Origin of the sequence: Pseudomonas sp. W15Feb34 (assembly GCF_023127765.1) — a bacterium.
GTDB lineage: Bacteria > Pseudomonadota > Gammaproteobacteria > Pseudomonadales > Pseudomonadaceae > Aquipseudomonas > Aquipseudomonas synxantha_A.
On the sequence record NZ_SPKN01000005.1, the window covers coordinates 67,726 to 75,467 of the forward strand.

The window sequence follows — 7,742 nt, forward strand, 5'->3', positions numbered from 1 at the left end:
CAAAAACGCCGGCGCGTGCAGGCGCCGGCGCGGATTAGAATTGCAATACGATCTTGCCGAACACATCCCGCTCGCGCAGGCGCTGCAAGCCACTTTCGAAACCGGCCACCGGCATCACGCAGTCGATCACGGGCAACACGCCCTGCTGGATCAACGCCAATGCATCGCGCAGCCCACTCAGGGGCGCACCGAAAGAGCCATGAATGTGAATTTGCTGATTGAACAGGTGCATCAGGTTAGTGGGCGCCTCCACGCCTGTGGTCGAGCCGCAGATCACCAGGCGGCCGCCACGCGCCAGGCTCAGGAGACTCTGCTCCCAGGTATCGGCCCCCACATGCTCGAACACCACGTCGACCCCGCGGCGTGCCGTCTGCTCGCGAATCACCCGCAGGAATCGTTCCTCACGGTAATCAATCACATATTCGGCGCCCAATGCCCGGGCACGCTCAACCTTGTCGGCACGACCAACCGTTGCGAATACCGTGACGCCCAGGTGACGGGCCAGGCGAATGGCGATTGAGCCGATCCCGCTGCCTCCCGCGTGCACCAGCAGGGTTTCGCCGCTCATCAGGCGTGCGTTGTCGATCAACATATGGTGCACCGTGGCGAAGGTCACCGGCGCGCAGGCCGCCATTTCCATGGGCACGCCAGCAGGTATCGGCACCAGCATACGCAGCGGGACATCGACGTACTCGGCGGCAACCCCGTCGCAATGAAACCCCATTACGCCGGGCGAGTCGGCGCACAGGTTCTCCCGGCCGGCTAGACAGGCCGGGCAGCACCCACAAAATACACTGGGGTAGATCGCCATGGCCTGCCCGATCAGTTCGGGGTCACTACCTGGCCCCACGTCCTGCACAAAGCCTGCGCCTTCGGCACCCACCGTGACAGGCAATGTCCGTCGTGCGAAGGCCATCCCGCGGTAACCGAAAAGATCCAGGTGATTAAGCGTCATGAACGCCATGCGCACCCGTGCGTGACCCGGCGCGGGCCTGGCAGGCAACACCAGCTCGCGCAGCGCCAGGCGCTGTTTATCAACCAGTTGAAGCGCCCGCATCAAACCTCCTCATTACAGGTTGGCTAGCCGGCCATGCTGCGTGACAGGCCACCATCGACGGTGAGATGTTGCCCGTTGATGTAGCTGCCGGCCTCTGAAAACAAAAACGCCGCCAGCCCCGCCACTTCTTCCGGCGAACCATAGCGACCCGCTGGGATCCGCCGGTCGATGGCCGAACGCTGTTCGGCGTAGCGATCCAGCAGTGCCGTCTCGATAAAACCCGGCTCGATACAATTGATCGTGATAGCGCGCGAGGCGACTTCGGTCATGCTCGAACGTACAAAACCCCGCAGCGCTGCCTTGCTGCTGGCGTACAACGCATTTCCCTTCATACCGAAGTCGGCTGCGACCGAGCCGATGCACAGGATTCTGCCTGCGCGGCGCATGGACATGGGCCGCACCAGGGCCTGGTACAACTGCACAAATGCCCAGAAATTGACTTGCATCATGTGCCGCGCGGTATCCAGGTCCGCAACGGCGGCCAGGCTGTCCTGGCTGACGCCCGCGCAATGCACCAGACCATAAATGTCTTCTGCCTCCAGCGAGCGGCACAGGCCCTCCACGGCCAAGGCATCGCCCAGGTCGCAGCCAACCCAGCGTGCGCTGCCTGCGCCGTATCGGGCGTCCAGCTCTTCGCACAAGGCAACGCCCGCGCTGATGCCACGGTGCCCGACAATCAACACGACAAACCCGGCCTGCACCAACGCCGTGGAAATACTGGCGCCAATGCCTCGGCCGCCGCCGGTAACGACTACCTGCCTACGCATGCCTGAATCTTCCGGGGCCAACCGACGGCCCAGGTATCACTCATGCCGAGGCTGCCGCACGAGCAGCGATCTGGGCAACGAAGTGTTCCATCACGAAGTAATCAGTCATTGCCGCGTTGCCTTCGTTGACGGCACTCATCCATTGGCCCACCGGGATACGGATGTCGTAGTGCTTCTCGATGCAGAACACCGCATCGAGAAAATCCACGCTATCGATCCCCAGATCGGCGAACAAGTTGGTGGTCGGTTCGATATCGCCGGGTTGAACCTTGCAACTGGAAGCCAGCGTACTGACTACGAACGTATAGATTTCTTCCATGTACATGTTCCGCCTTTCAGGGTTCATGGGAGGGACTGTCGGGCGCAATGTACAAGAGTGCCCGAGGGCTGCCACCTATCAGCGCTTATAGGTTGAGCACTGCGTACTGCGCTTTTTCCTGGCGCAGGCGGCAAAATCCAGCAGGGTCTTGCCCAGGCTGAGCCACTCGCTCAGGCCGGGCTTAGGCAACTGGTGGCGGGCCATACGTTGCAATTGATGTTCGTACCACGACACATCGAGCGTCGCGATGCGGTCCAGGGCGGCAAAGCCTGTACTCAAGGGCCGCAGGTCGACACGGTAAGTGGCTTCGGACAACAGCTTGACCGGCATGTCCGGCTCCAGCGCCAGTGGACGTGCCAGCCCAATGAAGTCGGTGGCCGCGTCTCGCAGCGCCGCGGTCATCGCAGCGCCAGAGCGGAAACCACCGGTGACTACCAACGGCAGCGTACTGACCTCGCGCACCCTGGCCGCGTAATTGAGAAAGTAGGCTTCGCGCTCGCGGGTGCTGGCCGCCTGGTTGCCGACCATCACCGGGCTTTCGTAGGTGCCGCCGGATATTTCCAGTTGATCGAGCCCCAAATTGCCAAGGGCTACCACCACCTGCAACGACTCCTCTTCGGTAAAGCCACCCCGCATGAAGTCCGCCGAGTTGAGTTTGATCCCCACTGGAAACGCGTCACCCACCACGCTGCGGATCGCCTGGTAGACCCGGACCAAAAAGCGCATGCGGTTGGCCAGGCTCCCGCCCCACTGGTCGCTACGCTGATTGTGCAGCGGTGACAGGAACTGGTTGATCAGATAGCCATGGGCCGCGTGGATCTGCACGCCAGTGAACCCGACGACCTTGGCCAGTCGCGCACTGGTGGCGAACTGCGCAATGATCTTTTCGATGCCGTCCTCAGTCAGTGCGCGCGGGCAATTGAAGTGTTTTTCCAGCCCGCTGCCCAGGCTGATGGCCGATGGCGCCACCGGCTCGTCGCACAGCAGCTTGATGATCTGCTTGCCCGGATGGTTGAGTTGGGCCCATAGGTGCGTGCCATGGCTACTGCCTGCCAGGGCCCAGCGCCGGAATGCATTCAGGTCGCTGTGGGCATCCAGCACGACGTTTCTCAACTCGCCGATGGCATTGCGATCGACCATGATGTTGCCGGATATCGACAAACCTATGCCGCCCTGTGCCCACTGGCGGTAGAGGTTCTCCATGCCAGACCCTGGATCATGGCGTCGATCTCCGAGCTGTTCGCTCATGGCGGCCTTGACCAGGCGGTTTTTCAGGCGCACGCCATTGGGCAGCACGAAGGAACTGCCCAGATCGGGCAGCGCTGGACTCTGGTCCATGGTCACATTCCTTGAGAGTGAAGAGTGATCGGTCATTGGGTGGCGGCCTCGTTTCGGCTTTGCAGGAATTCGGCCAGGGCACGAATGGTGGCGTGCTGTACCAGCCAGCGCGGCTCCACCAGCCAACCCAAGGCCCGACTCAATGCCGAAGACACCTGCATGGCGCCCACCGAGTCCATGCCATACCGGGAAAACGCGGTGTCCAGGTCAGGCTCATCAACCACCAGCACCCGCTCAATCACTTCGCGCACTTGCTCAAGCAGTGCACCCGCGCCGACCGTTGCCGGCCGGGGTGCGCTGGGGAAGAACAAGCGGTCGAGACGGTCAATGGTCGCCTCATCCAGAGCGTCGAGTTCAAAACGGCTGAGCACTTTGCACCATTGCGCGGCATCCGGCGTCGCCCCGGCCTCGCACGCCTGTTCCCAGGCGTGCAGTTGGGCGTGCAAGCCGATGGCATCGCCAGCCGGCGGCACACTCGACGCGGGTAAAGGTTCGATGCCCAGACCGCGACAGGCCAGGGCCGGATCGAGCACTTTCATCGCGCCGACCACACCAGGTTCGGCGCCGGTATGCAGGTACTCGAACGCCGACTGCATGTCGATCAGCCCTAACCCAAGGGCCTGCAAATGCGCCGGGCGATTGGCCGGCATGTATCGATCCACGCACCAGGCACCCCAGGTGCAAGCACTCGATACGCCATGACGCTTGCCCTGGCGCTCAAGCGTCTGACGGTAGCGCACGAAAGCATTCTGGAACGCGGCGGCATACCCGTAATCGGCTGAACCACGGATGCCATAGGCCGCCATGGACGAAAACACGGTGAAAAACGCCAGGGGTTGATCGGCAGTGGCCAGATCCAGGTTTATCGTGCCCTTGACCTTGGCCCCAATCGAGCGTTCGAACGCCTCCCACTGCTTGGCCACAATCAAGCCGTCATCCACTAGCCGCGCCAAGTGAATCACACCCTGCAAAGGCCCGGCCGCCTGCACGCGACGCTCGACCACCTGTTGCAGCGCCGGCAGGTCAGTGATGTCGACGCTGCTGTAATCGACCGTGGCGCCCAATGCGCGCAGCACATCGCAGCGAGCCTGTTGCTCGGCGTTCGGCGCCGAGCGCGAGACGATGCTCAGGCGCGCCTGGAAGGTGCCCGCCAGTTCCTGGCACAACAACTCGCCCACCGGCCCCAGCCCGCCCACTACCAGGTAATGGCCATCGCGGCGAAAGCGCGGGGCTTGCGCCTCAGCCGCCTCACGCTGAACCAATAGCCGGCGCAAACGCTGGGTACCCTGGTACTTGACCACGGCTGGCGCACTGCCCTGACGGTCGGCAGCCAGCCATTCACGCACAATCAGCTGTAAATCGCTGGCGGGGCCGGCCACGGCGTCACATTCCAATAACGTCCAGCCGTGCCGAGCATTCTCCAGGCTCGCGGAAGCCGCAAAACCGCTGATTGCCTGGGCGTCACAGTCGCTGCCGGAACTGCTTGCGCGATACACATGGAAGCACTCCACGGCATGCTCCCAATCGGTCGCCATCAGATGCCGGCTGACCTCCAACACTTGCTTGATCGCGTCCAACCCTCCGGGTGGCGACGCCCTCCCGTCGCTGGAGTTCTCACCGATGAAGAAGATCACCTCGGGTAACGCCCCCCGAGCCGGCAGTGCATCCGGCAGCAGGCGCTGGACGGACGGCGGCGGGCTCCCTGCCTGCGCCCACAGCGTGCAGAGCAGTTGGCTGAAGGCATCGAAACGCGCTTGTTCACGGGTGACCACCGCCACGCGCGCGCCAGACCTGGCCTTGATGCTTGCTGCCCAGTCAAAGTTGCTCGGCAGGTCGTGAGCCCGCCATTGCTCCGCGCAGAACAACCACTGGCCCGCCACCTCCTCTGCCGGTACCGCCGTCGGCTCCTCGACCTCGGGCGCCGATACCCAATAGGACTGACGCAAGAACGGATAGGTTGGCAACGGCACGCGACGCCGCTCATCGGCCATGAACAGGCTGGAATAATCCAGCTCATACCCTTGTACAAACGCTTGCGCCAGGGAGGTCAATGCCTCGCCACGTGTCGATTGATCGCGATTGCCCATCAGACGAATCAGGCACTCGCGGGCCGCCTGCAGCACCTCCTGTTGTTCAACGAAACGGCGTACGTCCCAATACCCGCTATGCACCGTCGCCTCGTCGCGCCCCTGCAACCAGCCTTCAAGACTTTGCTGCAATTGCCCGGCGTCATGGGTGACCATGGCCAGGCGCCATTCGTGGTGCTTGCGCCCCGCCATCAGCGTATAGGCCATCGCTGCCATGTCCAACCGTTGCACGGCCACACAGTGGGCAGCCAGATTGCTCGCCTGCTCGCGCAATTGCTGCGCGGAGCGCGCCGACAGCACTACCAGCCAGGGCCCGGCCCCGGACGCGCCGCGCTGTTGTGGAAGCGGCGCCTGCTCCATCACCAGGTGAGCGTTGGTACCGCTGAACCCGAAGGAGCTGACCGAGGCACGCCGTGGCACACCGTCGAGTGTGGCCCAGGGACGCAGTTGATCCGGCACATAAAAGGGGCTGCCCTGAACGGCGATGGCCGCATTGGCCTGGGTGAAACCCGCTGCCGGAGGCAACTGGCCGTGGCGCAGCGCCAGCGCCACCTTCAGCACACCGGCGACTCCGGCCGCAGTCACACAATGCCCAAGGTTGGATTTGATCGACCCCAGGGCACAGTAGCCTGCCTGCTGCCCAGGTCGGGCGAACGCTCGCGTCAAGCCTTCGAATTCGATCGGGTCGCCCAGCGGTGTACCCGTCCCATGGGCCTCCACCATCGAAATCGTACCCGGCTCAATCGCGAAGTCACGGTGCACCTGGCGAATCAGCCGCTCCTGGGATTGCGCGCTCGGCGCAGTGATGCCATTGCTGGCGCCATCCTGGTTACTGCCAATACCACTGATCACGCCATGAATATAATCGCCATCCGCCTGCGCCTGGCGAAGGCGCTTGAGGATCAGCACACCGACGCCTTCGGCGGGGACGAAACCGTCGGCACGCGCATCGAACGCGTGACAATGCCCGCTGGGCGAGAGCATGCCGGCGGTTTGCGCCGCCTGATAAAACCCGGCGGTTGACTGCACGAACACACCGCCGGCCAGGGCCATGCCGATCTCCTCGGTCCAGAGCGCCTGGCATGCCAGGTGGATCGCGACGAGCGAACTGGAACAGGCGGTATCCACGGCAATGGCCGGGCCCTGTAAATCCAGATGGTAGGCGATACGTGCAGGAATGATCGAGCTGGCGTTGCCCCAGAAGGCTTGCGCGGGCGCAGCTTCAGCGAACAGGCTGCGATAGTCGCTGGCACTGGCGCCTACATAAACCCCCACCGGTTGCCCCTCAGTCGCCTGCCCTACGTAGCCGGCATCTTCCAGTGCCGTCCAGGCCTGCTCGAGGAACAGCCGCTGCTGCGGATCCATGCAAGTGGCTTCAAGGCCAGAGATGTTAAAGAACGACGCGTCGAACTCATCGATCCGGGATAACAGGCCACCGCGCTGGCACAGGCCCTTTCCTGACACATCGGCTTGGGAGCCGCGCAGGTCCCAGCGCTCGACCGGGGTGGTCAGGTCGCGGCCTTGGGCCAGATGTTCCCATAATTGCTCGAGGGATTCGGCGCCGGGAAAGCGGCCGCTCATACCAATGATGGCAATGGGTTCTCGCACGAAGGACTCGGGCGACTGAACCCTTGGCGCCGGGGCGGCGGCAGGCGAGGACGCTGTCGGCACTGCAACGGCCAAGGGCGCGACCGGTGCGGCTGCCGCACGTGTTACCGCGGGCTGCGGTAAGTGCGCGCCATGTTGCTCGACAATATGCCGGGCCAGACGCGTGGCGGTAGAAAAGTCGAAGAGTGCCGTAGTGCCCAGGTCGATACCCAGGCGCTCATTCAATACCCGTACCAGGTTGACGCCGGTGATCGAGTCAAGCCCGTAATCGGAGAATGACTCCTGTGGATCGATCACCTCCAGGGCGACCTTCAATGCCTTGGCCACACTGGCCATGACTTCCTGGCGCACCTGGGTAAATTGATCCGCGGCCGCGGCCGGTACCGGTGCCGCCACGCCGTGTTGCGGCGCAGCAGCAGGCTGGGCGGCCAAAGCCACCTTCGGCGCCGCTGGTTGGCTGACACGCCGAGGCACCTGCACGACCCCGTTGCTGCGCGCCATCACCACTTGCTGGCCCAGCCCATGAAACGCCTGGCACGGGAACATCACCCCGCGATAACCCGCCT

The 7,742-nt window shown here is 63.5% G+C and carries 5 protein-coding genes; all 5 read right to left on the reverse strand.

The window, feature by feature from the left end; translation table 11 throughout:
• Nucleotides 1–34: 34 nt before the first annotated feature.
• Entirely contained in the window at nucleotides 35–1,057 is a 1,023-nt protein-coding gene (locus E4O97_RS02860; protein WP_032877025.1) for a zinc-binding dehydrogenase, read from the reverse strand.
• A 23-nt stretch (nucleotides 1,058–1,080) separates the two neighbouring features.
• Entirely contained in the window at nucleotides 1,081–1,824 is a 744-nt protein-coding gene (locus E4O97_RS02865) for an SDR family NAD(P)-dependent oxidoreductase (RefSeq protein ID WP_032877026.1), read from the reverse strand.
• Nucleotides 1,825–1,864: 40 nt separating this feature from the next.
• Nucleotides 1,865–2,143: a phosphopantetheine-binding protein gene (locus E4O97_RS02870; protein ID WP_032881025.1), complete on the reverse strand. Its 279-nt coding sequence runs from the start codon at nucleotides 2,141–2,143 to the stop codon at nucleotides 1,865–1,867.
• 78 nt (nucleotides 2,144–2,221) lie between these two features.
• Nucleotides 2,222–3,481, reverse strand: coding sequence for an NADH:flavin oxidoreductase/NADH oxidase family protein (locus tag E4O97_RS02875; RefSeq protein WP_032877027.1), 1,260 nt, complete (start codon nucleotides 3,479–3,481; stop codon nucleotides 2,222–2,224).
• A gap of 32 nt (nucleotides 3,482–3,513) precedes the next feature.
• The coding region (locus tag E4O97_RS02880; protein WP_248160833.1) for a beta-ketoacyl synthase N-terminal-like domain-containing protein at nucleotides 3,514–7,742 on the reverse strand (4,229 nt) is incomplete at its 5' end.